This window comes from Kitasatospora nipponensis (genome assembly GCF_039528135.1).
GTDB classification, from domain to species: Bacteria; Actinomycetota; Actinomycetes; order Streptomycetales; family Streptomycetaceae; genus Kitasatospora; species Kitasatospora nipponensis.
Map to the genome: position 1 here is coordinate 47,133 of NZ_BAAALF010000008.1, position 18,712 is coordinate 65,844.

Consider the following 18,712-nt stretch of genomic DNA (forward strand, 5'->3'; position numbering starts at 1 on the left):
CCTCTGGTACGCGGTTGGGTGGCGAGTCGACCGAGGCGGTCGGCGGTGAGCTCGGCCGGCGCTCGTCAGGCGTTCTCGTCGTCCGGTGGTTGCGGCGCGGCGCTGCTGCTCCCGGGCGTCGGCGCCTGGCCGGGTGGCATCGGCGGCGCGGTCAGCAGGGCCAGGACGTAGAGACCCGTGGCGGCGACCATCACCGTGACGATGAAGGGCCAGCGGATGTTCCCGCGCGCCGGCATGCCCAGCAGGTACGGCAGCCGGTCGCCTTGCCGCCGGGCCGAGTTCTGTCTGCGACGGGTCGCTCGGCGGCTCATCGGCGCCTCCTCGTACTCGGGGTCGGGAACTGCGCGAGCGCGCCCGTGTGGCCGATGCGGTCGCGGTAGTCCAGCAGTTGTCGCGGCATGTCGAAGGCCACCGCGGCCACCAGCTGGGTGCCCTGCGGTGTGTCGCGCCGATAGGCGGCGATGAAGCGCTCCGAGCGCAGTGAGCCCTCGACGATCTCCATCCGCTCTCCCAGCGCGGGCATGCCGACGGCCTGGAGGCGGGTCCCGTGCTGCTCGGACCAGAAGCGTGGGACCGGGGTGAACATCTCGGCCTCCGCGGGTCCTCGCAGCAGGGAGTCGGCGGCGTGCTGTCCCATCTCGACGGCGTGGATCAGGTGTTCCACCCGTCGCGGTGTGGAGTCGAACCTCTCGTTGGGCCACCGGGCCACGTCGCCCGCCGCCACGACGCCGGGCACCGGATGGCCGTTCAGGTCCACGGCATGGCAGGTGGTGTCGCAGAGCACGCCGTCGACGATGTCCAGTCCGCTGCCCTGCAACCATTCGGTGCGGGGCACGCTGCCCAGCCCCAGGACGACGAAGTCGGCGTCGATCACCTCGCCGTCGTCCAGCCGCAGGCGCAGCCCCGAGCCGGTGTCGGTCCATTCGCTGACGTTCGTGCTGAGCCGGACATCGACCCCGGCCCGGGTCTGGATGCGACCGACCACCTCGCCCAGCCTGCCGCCCAGTACCCTGCGCAGGAGCGGGGCGCTGTGCACCACCAGGGTGACGTCCATCCCCTGGTCGCGTGCGGTACAGGCGAGTTCGCAGCCGACGAAGCCGCCGCCGATGATCACCACATGGTGGGCGCGGGCCTCGTACATGGCCTGCTGGATCGCGGCCGCGTCCGCCAGGGTCCGTACCGTGCGGATCCGGTCGCTGACGACCGGCGTCTCGGGCAGTCGCCTGGCGTCGACGCCGGTGGCGACCACCAGGCCGTCGTAGGGAAGCCGTTCACCACCCCGCAGTTCCAGGGTCCTCTTCTCGGTGTCCAGCCCGAGCAGGTGAGTGCCGAGCAGCCAGTGGGCCTCGAGGGAGTCGTCGGCTCGGAAGGTGAGATCCTCGCTGCCCAACTCGCCGGCGAGGAACTGCTTGGACAGCGGGGGGCGACTGTAGGGCCGGCGCAGTTCCTCGCCGACCAGGACCAGTTCGCCGTCGAAACCGCGCTCGCGCAGCCGGCTCGCGGCGCTGAGCCCGGCCAGCCCGCCCCCGGCGACCACGATCCGACGGTAGCCGTCCCGGTTCGCCGTGGCGCCGCGGGAGCGAGGGGAGCGGCGACCCGGGCCGGGCGCCGCGCCGCCGCTGATGGCGATGGCCTGCATCGGGCAGCAGCGGACCGCCTGCCGCGCCTTGGCCGCGAGGTCGGCCGGCACGTTGCCGGTGTAGTGCAGTGAGCCACCCTCGGCGATGCGGAAGACCTCCGGGGCCTCCTGCTGGCAGATGCCGTAGATGTGGCAGCGATTGTTGTCCACGCTGACCTTCACCGGCTTGCTCTCGCCGACGAGTTTGGGAAGGAACTCCTCGGGGGCGAACTCCAGCCACGGCACCGGATCCGTCCCCATATCCGGCTCGGGTCCCGCATCCAGCTCGAGTCCCGGCTCCGACTCCGGTCCGGGTTCGAGCTCCGGCTGGACCGGAGCCTGCACCTGCGCCGCGGGCCACCCCACCAGCTGGACGGACGCCTCGGTGGCCGGCGCCGTGAACGGGGGCATCGGATACGGGGGCATCGGATACGTGGGCACCGGGCCGAACTCGACGTACAGCGCGGGCACCTGGTGGCTGACGGGCACGTACGAGAGCGTCGGGTCGGTGAACGGGGCCTGGTGACCGTGGAGGGGCACCGGCAGGTGGGGCGGCGGGAGGTGGAAGAGCGGTGCGTCGTACGGCGTGCCACTGGTCGGCTGGTGAGGCCCGCTCCACCAGGGAGGCGACGCACCGGCGGGGGCGGGCGCCGGCCGGTGGGCGTCGATCGCGCTGTCCGTCCATTCCTGCGGCGGCAGTTGGGCCGCAGTCGGGGTGTATCCCTGCCACGTCCCGCCGTGATCCGACCGGTACGGGGTCGGAGCCGGCGGCCACGGTTCCTGCGGCCGGGACTCCACCGGGAGGGGCTGCACCGGAGCCTGGAAGGGTTCCTGCGGTGGCCGTTGCTCCTGGTGAAGGGGTTCGTTCCGCGGCCACCATGCTCGGTTGGACAGTTCGGCTGGGACAGTCATACGGATGGTGTCCAAATCGCTCGGGAAAGGCCTCTGGCGGAGCCTTGACGGAGAGCGGCGACCGGATCGGGAGAGCCGGCGGCCGGCACTTCGACCTTTCCTCACTCGGTCTTCGGGGCATTCCGAAAAGCGGTTGAGAGCCGGTCCTCCGCGGTGGAGGAGGAGCGACTGATCAGATCGTAGGGTCGATTCGACGGGGGAGCCGGTGATGACAAGCACCGCTAACCCACGCATAAGGTTGCGCTGAACCGGGAGGCCGGCGGTTCACGGTTCGCAAGGGCGACGGGCCGCGGCGCACGGCTGCCGAGCAGCCATGTTCACGGAGGGTCGCCGTCTGGTGTGCAGGGGGTGAGGATCAGGCGGGGTCCGGGTCGACCGGGCGCCGCGTGGGCGCGCCGCCGCCCACCGGCGATCGACACAAGGACCTCGTAGTCATCCGTGCCACGGTGTTAGAAATGACGCATGGTCGAACCAGCCGACCGATTCCGGACCGTGACCGAGCGGCCGCCGATCGCCAGGAGTCCTCTCGCGAAGAGGTCTCGCAGCGTTGCCGGCCAGGTCTTCGTGCTGCAGGTCGTGGTCGTGCTGCTGCTCGTCGTCGGGGCGATCCTGGCGCTGGCCTTCGAGTCGCGGCGCGCCAGTGACGTGGAGGCCCGCAACCGGTCGGTGGCGGTCGCGGAGACCTTCGCGCATTCCCCCGGCATCCTCGCCGCACTGAAGTCGCCCTCGCCGACAGCGATACTCCAGCCGCTGACGGAGGCGGCGCGCGGACCGGCCGGTGTCGACTTCATCGTGGTCATGGACACCCACGGGATCCGGTACACGCACCCCCTGCCGGACCGGATCGGAAAGCCGTTCGTCGGAACGATCGGCCCCTCGCTGGCCGGCCACGTCTACACCGAGAGCGTGTACGGCCCGCTCGGTCACGAGGTCCAGGCGATCGTTCCCATCCAGGCACCCGACGGGTCGGTCGTGGGTCTGGTGTCGGCCGGGCTCAAGGTCAACCACGTCACCACGGCCGGCAACCGGCAACTGCCCGTCATCCTCGGCGCCGGCGCCGCCGCACTGGCGGTGGCCACGACCGGGACCGCCCTGGTCGCCCGGCGGCTGAAGCGGCAGACGCGGGGGCTGGGGCCGGCCGAGATGACGCGGATGTACGAGCACCACGACGCCGTCCTGCACGCGGTGCGGGAGGGCGTGGTGATCGTCGGGCAGGACGGACGGTTGCTCCTGGCGAACGACGAGGCGAGGGAGTTGCTGGGACTGCCGGCCGATGCGGAGGGCCGGCACGTGGGCGAACTGCGGGACCTCGACCCCGACACCGCGGACCTGTTCCTGTCGGGCCGAGTGGCGACCGACGAGATGCACCGCTCCCGCGGCCGACTGCTCGCGGTGAACCAGCGGCGGACGGACCGGCACCGGGGCGCGATGGGGACGGTCGCGACGATCCGCGACTCGACCGAGCTCCTCGCCCTGTCCGGCAAGGCCGAGGTGGCCGGCAAGCGCCTGGCCATGCTCTACGAGGCGGGTGTCCGCATCGGCACGACGCTCGACGTCGTGCGCACGGCCGAGGAGCTGGCACGGGCCGCCGTTCCCGGCCTCGCGGACTTCGTCACCGTCGACCTCGCCGACCCGGTCATGCAGGGGGAGGAGCCCACCGGCACCGGGATGGACCTGCGCCGCGTCACGGTCCACGGCATCCGCGCGGACCATCCCTTCTACCCGACCGGCAGGCTGATCGCCTTCGTCCCCTCCACTCCCCAGGCCCGGGGTTTCGGCAGCGGCCGATCGCAGGTGGTGCCCGACCTGTCACTCGCCCCCGGCTGGCAGGTGCAGGACCCGGAGTGGACCGGGCGGATCGTCGAGTACGGAATCCACTCGCTCATCACCACGCCCTTGACGGCGCGCGGCATCATCCTCGGCGTCGCCAACTTCTGGCGGTCCGAGAAGCCCCAGCCCTTCGACGACGAGGACCGCTCGCTGGCCGAGGAACTGGTCGCGCGGGCCGCGGTCAGCATCGACAACGCCCGCCGTTACACCCGTGAGCACGCCATGGCCGTCACGTTGCAGCGCAGCCTGCTGCCGCGCGCCCTCCCCGAGCAGAGCGCCCTCGACGTCGCGCACCGCTACCTGCCCGCACAGTCCGGAGTCGGCGGCGACTGGTTCGACGTGATAGCCCTGCCCGGCGGCCGGGTCGCCCTGGTCGTGGGCGACGTCGTCGGCCACGGCCTGCACGCCGCCGCCACCATGGGCCGGCTGCGCACCGCCGTGCACAACTTCGCCGCCCTCGACCTCCCGCCGGACGAGTTGCTCGGCCACCTCGACGAACTGGTGGACCGCATCGACCAGGAGGAGGCCGAGGGCAGCACCGGAACCGGCGTCAGCGGAGCGACCTGCCTGTACGCGATCTACGACCCGGTGTCGCGGCTGTGCACCGTCGCCCGGGCCGGGCACCCCGCACCCGCACTGCTCAGGCCTGACGGCAGTGTCGACTTCCTGGAGGTGCCGATCGGCCCGCCGCTGGGTGTCGGTGGGATGCCGTTCGAGACGGCGCAGGTCCCCCTGGCCGAGGGCACCCAGATCGTCCTCTACACCGACGGCCTGATCGAGGACCGCACCAGGGACTTCGACGTCGGCATGGAACTGCTGCGCCGGGCGCTGCTCTCCCACCAGGACCGGCAGCCCGAGGAGAACTGCCGGGCCCTGCTCGACGACCTGCTGCCGGCCCGTCCGCAGGACGACGTGGCCCTGCTGATAGCGCGGACGCGGGTGCTCGGAGCGGAGAACGTCGCCGAGCGGGAGGTGCCCTTCGACCCGGCCGCCGTCGCGGAGGTCCGGGCGTGGACCGCCGCTAAGCTCGACGAGTGGGACCTGGCCGACCTGGCGTTCGGCACGGAACTGATCCTCAGCGAACTCGTCACCAACGCCATCCGCTACGGCTCGCCGCCCGTGCGGTTGCGGCTGCTCCGTGACCGCGGCCTGATCTGCGAGGTGTCCGACGCAAGCAGTACCTCGCCGCACCTGCGGTACGCGGCGTCGACGGACGAGGGCGGCCGCGGGCTGTTCCTGGTGGCCCAGCTCACCAGGCGCTGGGGCACGCGGTACTCCTCTCAGGGCAAGATCATCTGGGCGGAGCAGCCGCTCCCGGATGCGGAGGCCGAGCCGGACGGGCAGGAGACCGGGGCCCGGGGCGGGAACTCCCCGATCGGACCTTGATCGGGAACGGAGACCGCGGACGTCACCGGCCCGTGACCGTCGGCCTCGCTCAGAGGCGGATGATGACGAGCGCCGTGTCGTCGTGGCCCTTGCCGTGGGGGGCTTCCAGGTCGGCCAGGACGGCGTCGGCGAGGGGGTCGGGCGCGAGGTGGCGGTGGCGGACGAGGCTGTCGGCCAGGCGGCGAAGGCCCGTGTCGATGTCCTCGCCGCGTCGTTCGACCAGCCCGTCGGTGTACAGCGCGAGCGTGTCGCCCGCTGTGTAGTGGACGGAGGCGGATGAGCGGGCGGCCGGTCCCGGAAGGACGCTCAGCGGCGGATCGGTGGCCGCGTCGAGGAGGTCGGTGGTGCCGTCGGGGCTGACCAGGATCGGCGGTGGGTGGCCGGCGCAGCTGTAGCCGACCGTGCGGCGGGTGCGGTCGATGAGGGTCTGGACGGCGGTGGTGGCCAGCGCACCGCCGATGGTGGCGGCGTACTGGTCGAGGGTCTCCAGCGCGCGGGCGGGATGCCGGGTGGCGCGGACGGCGGCGTTCAGGGCGGCGTGGAGCTGGCCCATGACGCCGGCGGCCTCCAGTCCGTGGCCGACGACGTCGCCGACGGCCACCGCGGTCAGGTCCGGGGTGAGATCGACGAGGTCGTACCAGTCGCCGCAGACGTTGAGGGCACCGCTGGCGGGGCGGTAGCGGACGGCCGCCGTACCGCGCCGGGTGTCGGGGACGGTGGGGAGCATGGACTCCTGCAGGGAGAGCGCGATCCGGCGCGCGCGGGCGTGGGCCTCGCGCAACTGCTGGTTGAGTTCCTGCAGTTCCTGCGCACGGGCGAGCAGGTCGGCGGCCATCTGCTGCTCGTGGGTGAGGGCCTCGCCGGGCCGCTCCCACGAGTGGTGCGCCTTGAGCTGGCGGACGAGCGCGGTGACCTCCTCGACCCGGTGGACGATCAGGACCACGCGCCCGCCCGGGCCGGTCACCGGGGAGTTGACCGGGCTCCAGTACCGCTCCTCGAACACGCCGGGCCGCTCGGGGTCCTCGACGTCGTACTTCTGCAGGGCCATGCTGTCGCGCCGGCCGGTGGCGAGGACCCGCTCCAGGGAGGCCCGCAGGTTGCCCGCCCCGGTGGCCTCGGGATCGGCGGGATTGTCGGGGAACACGTCGAAGACGCGCCGCCCGACCAGGTCGTTCCGGCTCCGGCCGGAGACGCTCAGGTAGGCGTCGTTGGCGTCGACCATGACCAGGTCCGTGGTCATGACCAGCATCGGGCTCGGGACGGCCTGGAACACCGCCGTGTAGTCGATCTCCGGCCCTGCCATATCCGTCCCCGCTCGCCCACCGAACCGTCGGAACCGCTCAGCCCACGGGTACCACGGCAACCGGGCAGTGCGCGTGTTGCACGACTGCCTGGCTCACCGATCCCAGGCGGCGCATGGGCCCGCGCACGGATCCGTGGCGCCCGACCACCACCAGCTGGTGGGCTTCGGACAGGGACACCAGCAGTTGGGCCGCGCCCGAGCGGACGGCGAGTGCGGCCACCTCCACGTCGGGGTGCTTCGCCTGCTGAGCTGCGAGCGACTCGACGAGCAACCGTTCCTGTTCGGCGGCGAAGTGCTCCTCCTCGTAGGCGGTGGGGAGGGGGTGGCCCGGACTGCCGGCGAGTGGACGGCTCCAGGCGTGGACGGCCTGGAGCGGCAGGTTGCGTCGGCTCGCGGCTTCGAAGGCGAAGGTGAGCGCGTCGTCGCCGGGCCGCTCGTCGTCGACGCCGACCAGCACGCCGCCGGGCCTGGACCGGGTGTCCCGCGGGTGGATCACGACGACCGGGCAGAGCGCGTGGACGGACAGGTGCAGGCTCGTCGAGCCGACCAGCAGGCGGGAGAACCCGCCCGAACCGCGGGCCCCGAGGACCAGCAGGTCGGCGTCCTGCGAGGTGGTGAGCAGGGCCTCACGGGCGTAGTCGTCCACCAGCTCGGTGGTGACCTCCAGGCCGGGACGGTGCATCCGGGCCTGGTCGCGGGCCGCTTCGAGAGCCTCCTCACCGGCCGCGCGGGTGTGCTCCGTGTCCTGCCCGGCCGGGGCGTTCAGGGTCTCGCCGAGCCAGGCGTGCAGGACGTGCAGGGGGACCCCGCGCAGGCCGGCCTCCTCCGCGGCCCAGTCGACCGCGTCATGGCTGGCGTCCGTACCGTCGATTCCCACGATGACCGGATGTCTCATCGGCTTCTCCCTCGCCCAGTGGGACGTCGTGGTTGCCGGAGCCCCCGGGAGCCGGCCACGTGGCGTTGCCGTCTCCGTCGGGTTCCCGTCGTCCTTCTCATGGTCACGCCACAAGCGACTGCTGTCCTGGCCTGGCGGCAGCGAGGTCGGGGGCGCCCCTGCGGCACGCCCCGGATGCGGCCGGGAGCGGCCGCGACCCGGTCGCCCCCGCCCGCCCCCACCGGGCGGAGGCGGAGCCGGGCCGTCCACGCCCGGTTCACCTCGAGCGGATAGGGTCTCGGCGCCGAGCGGCGACGAGCAGCGACGAGGAGAGAAGGCCTGGTGGAGGGCGGAGAGGGACCCGCGGTGCCGCGGGTCGGGCTGGGGACGATCGCCCGCGAGTGGGGCCGGATCGGCTGCACGGGCTTCGGCGGTCCGCCGGCCCACATCGCCCTGTTGCGCCGGCTCTGCGTGGAACGGCGCGGATGGATCCCGGCGGCCGAGTTCGAGGAGGGGATCGCGGCGACCAATCTGCTGCCCGGCCCCGCCTCCACCCAGCTGGCGATCTTCACCGCCTGGCGGCTGCGGGGCCTCCCCGGCGCGCTGGTCGGCGGCGCGGCGTTCATCGTGCCCGGCCTGGTGCTGAGCGGCGGCCTGCCCGCCCTCTTCCTGGCCGGCAGCCCGCCGCTGTGGGTGAGCGGTGCGGCCGCCGGCGCCGGGTCGGCCGTCGCGGCGGTGGCCGTCCACGCCGCCGGCGGCCTCGTCCCGGCGAGCCGGCAGCGCGCCGGCCTCGGAGCGGCCGCCCGGGGGCGCTGGTTCGGCTACCTCCTGGCGGGCGCGGCGGCGGCCGTGCTGCTCGGTCCCTGGATGGTGCTCGTGCTGCTCGCCGCCGGCATGGCCGAGGTCGCCGTGCGGGCGCGCGGGGCCGAGCCGCGCGTCCGGCGGCGGATGACCTGGTCGCTACCGCCGGTCCTCGCGGCGCCCGCCACCGGCGGCCTGCTCGCCCTCGCCTGGGTGGCCTTCAAGGTCGGCGCCCTGTCCTACGGTGGCGGGTTCGTCATCATCCCGATGATGCAGACCGACGCCGTCCACACCTACCACTGGATGACCGGCGCCCAGTTCCTCAACGCCGTCGCCCTGGGCCAGATCACCCCCGGCCCGGTCGTCCAGACCGTCGCCGTCGTCGGCTACGCCGCGGCGGGCGTCCCCGGCGGACTGCTCGCGGCGGCCTTCGCCTTCGCCGCCTCCTTCCTGTTCGTCGTCCTCGGCGGACCGCACTTCGAGCGGCTGCGCGCCGACGCCGGGGTGCAGGCGTTCTTCACCGGCGCCGGACCCGCCGTGATCGGCGCGATCGCCGGCTCCGCCGTCCCGTTGGCCCTCGCCCTCCAGAGCCTCTGGCAGTACGGGGTCCTGGTCCTCGCCGCCCTGTGGCTCTTCGCCGCCCGCAAGGGCGTGGTCGGCGCGCTGCTCGGCGCCGGGGCCCTCGGCATCGCGGCCGCGCTGGTGGGCTGCCCCGTCGGCTGATCGGCGGGGGCGCCGCTGCCCGGTGGACCGTGCCCTCACGCGGCGGGCGGCTCCTGGGGCCTGTCTAGGTCGGCAGCGGGCGGCGCAGTCGGCGCAGGTAGGGGTCGAAGGGCGCACGGGGCTCCAGACGGACCCGGGCGTCCACGCACAGCAGGCCGTGCGGACCGGCGATGAGCGGGTTGAGGTCGGCCTCGGCGAGCTGGGGGAGGTCCATGGCGAGCCTGGACAGGCGGGCGAGCACGTCGCGGACGGCTGTCAGGTCGACCGCCGCACCGCCGTGGTAGCCGAACAGCAGCGGCGTGGCGCGCAGGCCGGTGGTCATGGCGTGGACGTCCGGCTCGGTGATCGGGGCCAGCCGCGCCACGCGGTCGTCCAGGACGTCCGTCGTGGTTCCGCCCATCCCGAACAGCACCAGCGGGCCGAACACCGCGTCCTGCACGACCCCGGCGAGCAGTTCCAGGCCGGGAGCCGACATGGGCTGGACCACCGCGCCCGCCATCCGCGCACCGAAGCGCCCGGCGAACTCGCGGAACGCGGTCCGCACGGCCTGCTCCCCGGTCAGACCGGTGCGCACCGCGCCCAGGTCGCTCTTGTGGACCTGCTGTGGCCAGTAGGCCTTCAGCACGGCCTTGCCCTCGTGGCCGAGTTGGCGCAGCGACGAGGCGGCGAGCACGGCCGTGTGCTCGTCCCGGGCCCAGATCGAGGTGGTCAACGGCAGGCCGTAGCACTCCAGGAGGGCCGTCACCGCGTCCGGGTCGAGCCAGCCGCCGCGCGGGTGGGTGCGCAGGAAGTGCTCCGCGAGGGCCCGCGCGCGCGGCGGGTCGCAGTCCGGGACGGGGATCTCGGCGCCGGGTGGTTCGGCGAGCCACCGCGCGCGCTCGCGGGCGTGCGCCAGCGCCCGGGCGGCCGCCTGCGGGTCGGCGTAGGACGGGATCCGGCCGCCGTCGGCCGCGGTCAGGCAGCGCACCGGCGGCTCCTGGTCGATCAGCACCGCCGCCAGGGGGATCCGGCCCCTGGCCGGGCCGTCGAGCAGGGCGCGCAGGGGACCGTGTTCCGGGTCGGTGGCGAGCGCGGTGGGGGTGAGGCAGAGCAGCACGGCCTCGACGGCCCCGCTGCGCGCCAGCAGGTCCAGGCAGGCACGCAGCTCCTTGGGGCCGACCGCGGCGGTGGTGTCCACCGGATTGGTGGCCGTCGCTCCGGCGGGGAGCACCGCGAGCAGCTCGGCGACCAACGGCGCCGGCAGCGGGGGCAGTTCGAGGCCCACGTCGGCGCAGGCGTCGGCGGCGAGGACGCCGATGCCGCCGGCGTTGGAGAGGACGGCGACGGCGTTGCGCGTTCCCGGCAGGGGCTGGGCGTGCAACAGGGCGGCCGTCTCCACGAGCTCGCCGATGCCGCGGGTGGCGGTGATCCCGGCCTGGGTGAACAGCGCCTGCCGGGTGACGGTGGGCGTGGCCGCGCCCGCGGTGTGCGAGGCGGCGCCCCGGCGGCCGGCGGGGGAGCGGCCGGCGTCCACGGTCAGGACGGGCATCGTGCGCGAGACCCGGCGGGCGGTGCGGGAGAAGGCACGCGGACTGCCGAACGACTCCAGGTGCAGCAGGGCCAGATCGGTCCGACCGTCGCTCTCCCACCACTGCAGCAGGTCGTTGCCACTCACGTCGTACTTGTCGCCCAGCGAGACGAACGAGGAGACGCCGATGCCCAGCCGGTCCAGCTGCCCGAGCAGGGCGATGCCGACGCCACCGGACTGCACCGCGACCCCCGCCGTGCCCGGCCGTGGCTGCCGGGCGCCGAACTCGGCGTCGAGCCGGATGTCCGGGTCCGTCTGCGCGATGCCCAGGCAGTTCGGCCCCACCAGCCGCATGCTGTGCCGGCGGCAGCTGTCCAGCAGGTGCCGGGCCTGGTCACCGTCGAGGCCGGAGGTCAGGACGACCAGCGCGCGCACGCCCGCCAGGCCGCACTCCTCGGCGGCGCCCGCCACCGCGCCCGCCGGCACGGCGAGCACCGCCAGGTCCGGTACGTCCGGCAGCGCGGCGAGGGACGGGTAGGCGACCGAGCCGGCCACCTCCCGGGCGTGCGGGTTGACGGCCCACACCCGCCCGGCGAAGCCACCGCGGCGGATCTTGCCCAGCACGGCCTGCCCCACCGAGCCCGCCCGGCGCGAGGCGCCCACCACCGCCACCGCGCCCGGCCGCAGCAGGGGCCGCAGGCTCGCGACGTCCGCTCCACGTCCGCGGAGGTCCACGGCGCTGCGGTAGCGCTCGTCGGACTCGTCCAGTTCGACGCTCACCCGCACCTCGCCCTGGGCCAGGTGGCGCCGGACCCGCAACCCGAGATCGCTGAAGACCGTGTGGACGGAGCGGTTGCCGGCCAGGGTGTCGGCCTCCAGCGTGCGCACCCCCTGGGCGCGGGCCGCGTGCACCAGGTGCTCGATGAGCAGCGTGGCCACGCCGCGGTGCTGCCAGTCGTCGGCGACGGCCACGGCGAGCTCGGCCGCCTCGGGACGTCCCTGGACCGCGTCGCACTCCACCACGCCGATCAGCTCCCCGCCGACCAGCGCGCCGAGTGCGAGGAACCCGGGCCTCGGGGGTCCGCACAGGCGGTCGGCCGCCTGCTCGGGCGCCCGGCGGCTGGCACCGAAGAAGCGCAGCCGCCGGCTCTCCTCGGACATCCTCACCGCGTGCAGCTCCAGGGCGGCGGCCCGGTCGCCCGGGGCGAGCGGCCTGATCAGCGCGGTCGTGCCGTCGGCGAGCAGGGCCTCGACGGCGGGCGGGAGGGGCTGGCTGCTCGGCATGATCGCTCCCCGCGACACGCGGTCGCCACGGTGCGGCGGATCCGCTGCTCCCTCCACTCTGCGCGGGCCACCGGCCGGACCACAGGGCCGGACGTCCCCCTTCGGTGGGGCCGCGGGATCGCCGGGAGGTGGGCGGTCCGTGGGATCGCGGGGCGTGGGCGGTGGCGGGAGCGGTTGACGCCGGGAGCGGTTGACGGCGGGTGGCCGCGGCTCGACGATCGAAGGGGGAGGTGGTGCCGGTCGGCCGTCCTTGCCGGGCCGTCACGCCCAGCCGTCGAGTGACCTACGGAGCCTGTCATGGCACATCCCGTCATCGTCGGAGTCGACGACCCCGCCAGCGCCGGTGACGCCGTGGACTGGGCCGCCGACGAGGCCCAGCTCAGAGGGGTGCGGCTGCACCTCGTGCACGCCTGGCTCTGGGAACCGCACCAGGCGCCCGAATCGCTGGACGCGCAGGCGTTGAGGCGGGCGGGCGAGCGGGTGCTCTCCGTGATGGCGCAGCGGGCCGCCGACCGCCATCCGGGCCTGGAGATCAGTACCGGAGTGGTGGACTCGAGTGCGCGGGCCGCGCTCCTCGCCCTGAGCGGGGCGGCCGGCCCGCTCGTGATGGGTGCGCGCGGCTCGGGCGGCTTCCCCGGACTGCTCGTCGGATCGACGACCCTGCACGTCGCCGCGCACGCCGCCTCTCCCGTCGTGGTGGTCCGCGGGCTGGGAGGCGGGGCGATGGCCGTCGGCGGTGGCGGGCGGAGCGGCGTGGTGGTGGGGGTGGACGGGCGCGAACCGTCGCCGGGGCTGCTCACGTTCGCCTTCGAGACCGCGCGACGACGGAGCCTTCCGCTGACCGCCCTGCACACCTGGAGCTACCCGCTGGCCCTGGGCCCGGAACACGCGCTCCCCCCGGTCTACGAGGCGGGGAACGTCGAGGCGGAGGAGGACCGGCTGCTCGCCGGGGTCCTGTCCGACTGGCGTGAGAGGTATCCGGACGTTCCGACCAGCGGGCAACTCGTGCGCTCCGGGCCCGCCAAGCACCTGGTGGACCTGTCCCGGACCCACCGGCTCGTGGTCGTCGGTCGCCACGGCGAGCCGCACGGGCCCGTCGCCCGACTCGGCTCGGTCAGCCAGGCCGTCGTCCACCACGCGCACTGTCCGGTCGTGGTCGTCCCCGTCGGCTGACCGGCGGGTGCGTTCGCGCGAGGACGGCCGGTGCCGGCTTCCCGGCGGGCGGGCGGCGTCAGCAGATCGTGCCGGGCCGGGCCGCGGTGGCCTGGAGCAGATCCCGCAGGAGATCGAAGTCGACGCTCTCCGGTCTGCGGAACCGCAGGCAGCCCTTACCCATGTCGTGTCCGGCGAGCCGTTCCTCGAACGCCTCACGAACGTCACCGCGCATGAGGTAGAAGGAGATGTACTGCTTCTGGCCGGCGAACGCGATCTCGCAGGCGCCGTCCCGTTCGTACGCGGGCATCCCGTACCTCATGACCTCGTCGAAGCCCGCCAGCTCCTGCCGGCACAGCCGCCGCACCTCGGTCAACGCGGCCCGCTGTTCCGCAGGAAGCGCCGTCAGGTAGCCGTCGACGTCGCCGGCCTTGCTCTGCACCATTCCGCGAGGCTACGCAGGATTCCGAGCCGCTATCAACAGGTGATCCTCCGCCCGGGCGGTCGCGGTCGCGGTCGCGGGCGCTGCGGGCTGGGGAGCGCCGCGAGCGCCTACGCGACCGACGGTGCCGGCCGTGGCGGTCAGGTCGCGACGCGGCGGCCGGTCTGGGACGCGGTGAGGAAGGCGGTGACGGCGAGGGCGAGCAGGACCGCCTCCACGGCGACGCCGGCGATGCCCAGCGGTTCGGTCCAGTTGCCCCGGTCGTCGCCGTAGCCGGGCAGGCCCGGGCCGCGCGAGAGGACGAATCCCAGCAGCGGGCCGAACGCGACCCCGGCCGCGAGCAGCCAGCCGGCCACGCGTCCGCCCGCGGCGAGCAGCAGCAGGGCGGCCAGGACGCCGGCCGCCTCCAGCAGGTAGTAGCCGACCCCGACGTAGTGCGGGGTCTTGTCGCCGGGGAAGCCGCCCTGGTCCTGGACGTGGATCCAGGACACCGCCAGGCAGAGCGCCGCCGCCAGCAGCCGGGAGGTCGTCGAGGCGGCCGGAGCCGTTCGGGCACGGTTGGGCATGGGGGTCTCCAGGATCGCGGGTTTGCGGATCGCGGCCGCGCGGATCGGGGCGGCCGACTCGGAGCGGTGGCGCCGCGGAGCACGCCGACCGCGAGGCACCGGCCCGACGGCCGTGCCCCTGGCCGCACGAACGCGGTGCGGCCCTGCCATTCTTGACGTGACGTCAGGGACCGCACCAGGGCAGCCGGCTCAGAGAATGCTCTGAATGGCCACCGTCATTTCCGCCGCACGCGGGGCTCGGCCCCGGCCCGGCCCGGCATCGGCAGGAGCGCGTGCGGGTGTCCGGCATCGCGAGCCCGCCGTCGCCGGCCGTGGCCCTGGCCCTATCGTCGTCAGGTGACACCGAGACGACCGCGCAGGATTCACGTCGACGGGCTCGAGTACCGCTGGGTCATCCAGGTCCTCGATCCCGATCACGTCGCCGTACGCGCCTGGCGGGAGGGGCCGGGCCGGCGGCGCCAACTCGTCGTCTCCGTGGCGTTCAGCGACTTCTGGCTGTACTTCCGAGAGATCGCGGCCGCGGGCGAGAGGGCAGCCGAACTGTTCCCCCGCGAACCCGTCACGCCCGGCCTGACAGCGGCCCTCGTTCGCGCCGGCATCGCGGGTGGGTGGCAGCCGGAGGCGACGGGGGAGCCCGCGCGTTTCACCATGGTCGGCGACAGGACGGCGTTCGCCCTCGTCGCGCAGCCGCGTCGGTGAAGCCGGCAGCGCGACGCGGCGTCGGGCGGCCGGGACGTCACCACCCGCTCGCTCAGGCGCTGCGCAGGTGGCGGCGTCGGGTGGGGGTCGTGTGTTCGAGGGCGTCCTGGAGTTGGTCGCGGGTCATGGTGGAGCGGTGGGGGATGTCGAGGTCGGTGGCCCGTTTGTACAGCTCGGCCTTCGTGAGCGCGCCCAGGTCCTCCTTCGGGGTCCTGGCCTGGCTGGTGCTCTTGCGCGCGGCCGACGCCTTGGCCGGCTGCCGGGTGGAGGTGCTCTTCTTGGCACCGCCCTCCTTCGGGGCCCGGTGGGCGGAGGGGGTGCTGCGCGCTCGGGTAGCGCCGGCGTCCGCACGTCCTGTCGGCTGCCCTGCGGTGCCGCTCTCGGTCGCGGCGGCGGCCGGTGCGGGGGAGGTGCCGGCGCTCTGCAGGCTGCGCTCCAGGATCGACATCAGGTCGACGACGTTGCTGGCCTCCGCCGGCCCCTCGCTGACCGTGACCTCGCGCCCCTCCGCCTTGGCCTGGACGAGCTCGCGGACCCGCTCGCTGTAGGTGTCGCGCCACTGCTCGGGCTGCCAGTCGACGGCCAGCATGTCGATCAACTGCTCCGCCGCCGACAGCTCCCGCTCGGAGACCGACAGGTCGGCATCGGGCAGGTTGTCGACCTCCCGGCGCGGGTCACGCACCTCGTCCGCGAAGTGCATGGTGTGGGCGCTGAGGATCCCGCCCTCGGACTTCACCGCGGTCAGGTACTGCTTGCCGCGCATCGAGAACAGCGCCAGCCCCGCCCGGTTCGCCTTCTCCATGGCCCGCTGGAGCAGCGCGTAGACCTTGGCGTACTCCTTGCCCTTGGGGCCGATGTAGTAGGTGGTGTCGAAGTAGATCGGCTCCACCTGGTCGAGGTCGACGAAACCGGTGATCTCGATCGTCTTCGAACGCCCGGGGGAGATCTTCTCCAGTTCGTCGGGCTCGACGATGACGTACTCCCCCTCGGCCAGCTCGAAGCCCTTGACGATGTCGCCGAAGGCGACCTCCTCGCCGGTGCGCTCGTTCACCCGCTTGTTGCGGACCCGGTCCGCGGTGCCCCGCTCGATCTGCCGGAAGCTGACGCCGTGGGACTCGGTCGCCGAGTACAGGGCGATGGGTACCGTGACCAGCCCGAAGCTCAGCACGCCCGTCCAGATCGGTCTGGCCACCGCCGTCACCTCCACCATCCGGGACATCCCTTTTCACCCAATATGCACCCTCGGGCGCGGCGAGGGGCGGGCCGCTGCGGCGTTCGGGCCCCTACGGGTGCCGCACTGCCGCCCGCGTCACCCCGGTCAGGTGCGCGTCGGCCTCCTCGGCGCGGCGTCGAGCCTGCTCCGCCCGCCGGCGCAGCCCCGACAGCCCCGTACGGGCCGCCCGCTCGGCCTGCCTCGCGCCACGCTCGGCGAAGCGGGCCGCCTCCCACGCCGCCTTCGCCCGCTCGGCCTCCCGCGCCATCACCCTCACCCGTTCGGCCAGCGACTCCACCTCACCCTCGGCCTCCGCGGCGGCACGCCGAGCGAGGGCCGCCGCGGAGGCGAGCCGGTCGCGCTGTGCCCGGAGCTGCTCCAGGTGTCGCGCTCGCTGCTCGGCGGCGCCCTCGTGATCGGGCGCCGCCCCGGTCCCCGTCTCCCTCCTCGTCCTCGACCCCGTCTCCGCCCCCGTCCCCGTCTCCGTCTTCGTCTCCGGCGGGGCCGGCCGGGACGCCGACGATCCGCCGGCGGATGCGGGCCCGGGGCCGGGGACGGCGTGCAGCAGCGGGGCGAGGTCGGGCAAGGCGGTGGGTGGGGTCAACGCGTTGGCGAGTCGGCCCGTACCGACCTGGTCGGCGGCGTCCTGGGTGGCCAGGGCGGCCACCAGCGTCTGCTCGACGTCCTGGAGGCCCTGGTCGCTCAGGCGCCGGCCGACCTGTTCGGCCGCGCCGGCGGCCAGGTCGAGGAGCGAGGCGATCGCGGCCTGTCGTCGTCCGGTCAGGCGCCGCAGGGCCTCGGCGTCCGCGCGGTCCTGGGCACGACGCAGATCGGCCCCGAGGTCGAGCAGTTCCTGGAGCCGGCCGCGGTGGCGGTGGGCGAGCTGGTTGACGGCCCAGGCCGCGGCGGTCGGCCGGCGGAGCGCGGCGATCCGGCGGCCGAGCTCGGGCTGCCGGCCGGCCTTCGCGCGGCGGGCCGCCGCGTCGCGGGCGAGCTTGAACCCCGCTGCCGGCAGGGCGTAGAGCTCGTCGGCGACCAGGTCGAAGCCGTCGTCCGCACCGGCCATCCGACCTCCTCCCAGCAACCCCTTCCTCCCAGCATCGTGCCGGTGGGGGCCCGGCCGCACGTGCACCCGCGGCGTGCCATCGTGGAGGTCCGGGGGCAGTCGGAACCACGGCCGGCACACGGTGCGCCGGCCACTTCGAGGGAGGCCGGATGGCCCCGCGGCACGCACCTTCGCAGTCGGCCGACCAGGCGCTCGTCGCCGTCGAGCCGATGCTCGCGACCCCCGGACCGCTGCCCCGCGGGGCGGGGTGGGCGTTCGAGGTCAAGTGGGACGGGGCCAGGGCCATCGCCCGCTCCCACCCCGACACGGGGGTCGTGTTGACGGGCCGCAGCGGGGCCGACCTCACCGCGGCGTTCCCCGAGGTCGTCGAGGCCCTGCGCGAGCAACTCCCCGAGGGCCCCCTGGTCCTCGACGGGGAGCTCGTCTGCTTCGACCCGGAGGGCCGGCCTTCCTTCGCGCTGCTGCAGCGCCGTCTCCACCTGACGCGCACGGCGGCGATCCGCAGCGCCGCCCGCACCCTGCCCGCGACCTACCTGCCCTTCGACCTCCTCCTCCACGGTGACGGGTCGCTCCTTCAGCGCCCCTATCGCGAGCGCCGCGCGGCGCTGCGCGCCCTGGGCCTGGGCGGCGGGCGCGTGCGGGTCCCGCCGCACTGGGAGAACGGTGGCGGTGACGCCGCGCTCGCCTTCACGCGTGAGCACCATCTGGAGGGCATCGTCGCCAAACGGCTGGAATCCCGCTATGCGCCCGGCATCCGCTCCACCGACTGGGTCAAGACCAAGAGTCTGCGCACCGTCGACATCGTCATCGGCGGCTGGATCGCCGGCGGTCCGGCCGGCACCGCGGTCAAGGCCGTCCTGAGCGGCCTGCCCACCCCGGAAGGCCTGCGCTACGTCGGTCGCGTCGGCACCGGCTTCTCCACCGCCGAACGCCGCGCGCTGGCCGCCCTGCTGCGCCGCCTGCAGAGCCCGACGTCACCCTTCAGTACGCCGGTCACCGACATCCCCCGCGGCGACGTCCTGGCCTTCACCCGCCCGGTGCTGACCGCGGAGGTCGAACACCTGGAGTGGACGAGCGCGGGGCGGCTGCGGCAGCCGGTGTGGCGGGGGCTGCGCGGCCCGTACCAGGACCGGCCGCTGTGACGTGATCGGTCGAGACATCTGTCAGGCGGGCCCGGACGTCATGCGCGGTACTTGATGAGCCGAGTGTCCTGTCTCGCTGCGGCCGGCCGAATCTCATCCGGTCTCGGTCCGCCGGACTCGTTCTCACTGGAGCAGGTGCCCAGAGTGGACAGGGACCCCGCCGACCAGTAGTTCCCAGCATGCGCGATCATGAG

Annotated in this window: 14 protein-coding genes; 5 read left to right on the forward strand and 9 right to left on the reverse strand. The window is 74.1% G+C overall.

Going from position 1 to position 18,712, the window contains the following annotated elements; translation table 11 throughout:
* Positions 1-65 precede the first annotated feature (65 nt).
* Together ABD323_RS04295 and ABD323_RS04300 are read right to left on the reverse strand one after the other, a co-directional pair.
* Positions 66-311, reverse strand: a complete 246-nt coding sequence (locus ABD323_RS04295; protein WP_344439338.1) for a hypothetical protein — start codon at positions 309-311, stop codon at positions 66-68.
* Positions 308-2,158, reverse strand: coding sequence for an FAD-dependent oxidoreductase (locus ABD323_RS04300; RefSeq protein ID WP_344439342.1), 1,851 nt, complete (start codon positions 2,156-2,158; stop codon positions 308-310). Before ABD323_RS04300 ends, ABD323_RS04295 begins: the two co-directional genes overlap by 4 nt.
* 834 nt (positions 2,159-2,992) lie before the next feature.
* On the opposite strand from ABD323_RS04300, the gene ABD323_RS04305 reads away from it, so the two are divergent.
* A complete protein-coding gene (locus tag ABD323_RS04305) occupies positions 2,993-5,746 on the forward strand; it encodes a SpoIIE family protein phosphatase (RefSeq protein ID WP_344439346.1) in 2,754 nt (917 codons plus the stop codon).
* Between the two features lie 49 nt (positions 5,747-5,795).
* On the opposite strand, the gene ABD323_RS04310 is transcribed toward ABD323_RS04305, so the two are convergent.
* Both ABD323_RS04310 and ABD323_RS04315 read right to left on the reverse strand, forming a co-directional pair.
* Positions 5,796-7,049, reverse strand: coding sequence for a PP2C family protein-serine/threonine phosphatase (locus ABD323_RS04310; protein WP_344439348.1), 1,254 nt, complete (start codon positions 7,047-7,049; stop codon positions 5,796-5,798).
* 37 nt (positions 7,050-7,086) lie between these two features.
* Positions 7,087-7,944: a universal stress protein gene (locus tag ABD323_RS04315; protein ID WP_344439350.1), complete on the reverse strand. Its 858-nt coding sequence runs from the start codon at positions 7,942-7,944 to the stop codon at positions 7,087-7,089.
* 321 nt (positions 7,945-8,265) lie between these two features.
* Between ABD323_RS04315 and chrA the strand changes: the two genes are divergently transcribed.
* Positions 8,266-9,447: a chromate efflux transporter gene (gene chrA, locus ABD323_RS04320; protein WP_344439352.1), complete on the forward strand. Its 1,182-nt coding sequence runs from the start codon at positions 8,266-8,268 to the stop codon at positions 9,445-9,447.
* Positions 9,448-9,511: 64 nt separating this feature from the next.
* Here chrA and ABD323_RS04325 read toward each other — a convergent pair whose 3' ends face one another.
* A complete protein-coding gene (locus ABD323_RS04325) occupies positions 9,512-12,238 on the reverse strand; it encodes a bifunctional acetate--CoA ligase family protein/GNAT family N-acetyltransferase (protein WP_344439354.1) in 2,727 nt (908 codons plus the stop codon).
* A 297-nt stretch (positions 12,239-12,535) separates the two neighbouring features.
* Here ABD323_RS04325 and ABD323_RS04330 point away from each other — a divergent pair, with 297 nt between their 5' ends.
* Positions 12,536-13,411 (forward strand): universal stress protein, encoded by an 876-nt coding sequence (locus ABD323_RS04330; protein ID WP_344439356.1) that lies wholly within the window; start codon positions 12,536-12,538, stop codon positions 13,409-13,411.
* 58 nt (positions 13,412-13,469) lie between these two features.
* Here the strand turns inward: ABD323_RS04330 and ABD323_RS04335 are convergent, their stop codons facing one another.
* Positions 13,470-13,835 carry an iron chaperone gene (locus ABD323_RS04335; RefSeq protein WP_344439359.1) on the reverse strand — a complete coding sequence of 122 codons (366 nt, stop codon included), beginning with the start codon at positions 13,833-13,835 and terminating at the stop codon, positions 13,470-13,472.
* 137 nt (positions 13,836-13,972) lie between these two features.
* Positions 13,973-14,398, reverse strand: a complete 426-nt coding sequence (locus ABD323_RS04340) for a hypothetical protein (protein WP_344439361.1) — start codon at positions 14,396-14,398, stop codon at positions 13,973-13,975.
* Between the two features lie 336 nt (positions 14,399-14,734).
* On the opposite strand from ABD323_RS04340, the gene ABD323_RS04345 reads away from it, so the two are divergent.
* Positions 14,735-15,097: a hypothetical protein gene (locus tag ABD323_RS04345; RefSeq protein WP_344439364.1), complete on the forward strand. Its 363-nt coding sequence runs from the start codon at positions 14,735-14,737 to the stop codon at positions 15,095-15,097.
* Between the two features lie 52 nt (positions 15,098-15,149).
* Here the strand turns inward: ABD323_RS04345 and ku are convergent, their stop codons facing one another.
* Entirely contained in the window at positions 15,150-16,289 is a 1,140-nt protein-coding gene (ku, locus tag ABD323_RS04350; protein ID WP_344439366.1) for a non-homologous end joining protein Ku, read from the reverse strand.
* Positions 16,290-16,380: 91 nt separating this feature from the next.
* The gene (locus ABD323_RS04355) at positions 16,381-17,376 is read right to left on the reverse strand and encodes a hypothetical protein (protein ID WP_344439368.1); all 996 of its coding nucleotides are present in this window, start codon (positions 17,374-17,376) and stop codon (positions 16,381-16,383) included.
* 149 nt (positions 17,377-17,525) lie between these two features.
* Here ABD323_RS04355 and ligD point away from each other — a divergent pair, with 149 nt between their 5' ends.
* A complete protein-coding gene (ligD, locus tag ABD323_RS04360) occupies positions 17,526-18,518 on the forward strand; it encodes a non-homologous end-joining DNA ligase (RefSeq protein WP_344439370.1) in 993 nt (330 codons plus the stop codon).
* Positions 18,519-18,712 lie beyond the last annotated feature (194 nt).